Below are 519 nucleotides of genomic sequence, written 5' to 3' on the forward strand. Positions count from 1 at the left end.
TCACCGTGACCATCACCGGCACCAATGATGTACCGACCATTACTGCGGCCACCGATGTCACCGGCGCGGTGACCGAGATTGTGGATGGCGGCACCGGTGAAAACACCACCACATTATCCGACAGTGGCTCCTTTGCCATTGCTGATGTGGACCTCACCGATGTCCAGACCGTCAGCGTCACTTCCGACACCACCGGGTACCTGGGCTCCTTTACCCCGACGGTCAGCAACAACACCACCACTGACGGCGCCGGCCAGGTGGACTGGACCTTCAGCGTGCCCGATGCGGACCTGGATTACCTGGCCAGGAACCAGGTGGTCACCCAGACCTACACGGTGACGGTCAACGATGGCAACGGCGGCACCGTGGATCAGCAGGTCACCGTGACCATTACCGGCACCAATGATGTACCGACCATTACTGCGGCCACCGATGTCACCGGCGCGGTGACCGAGATTGTGGATGGCGGCACCGGTGAAAACACCACCACATTATCCGACAGTGGTTCCTTTGCCATTG

The 519-nt window shown here is 60.3% G+C and carries 1 protein-coding gene; it reads left to right on the forward strand.

Going from position 1 to position 519, the window contains the following annotated elements; all coding sequences use genetic code 11:
- On the forward strand, window positions 1-519 hold a 519-nt coding region (locus tag AK963_RS30575; protein ID WP_202969980.1), incomplete at both ends, for a VCBS domain-containing protein.

Origin of the sequence: Endozoicomonas atrinae, from assembly GCF_001647025.1 — a bacterium.
Lineage (GTDB): Bacteria > Pseudomonadota > Gammaproteobacteria > Pseudomonadales > Endozoicomonadaceae > Endozoicomonas > Endozoicomonas atrinae.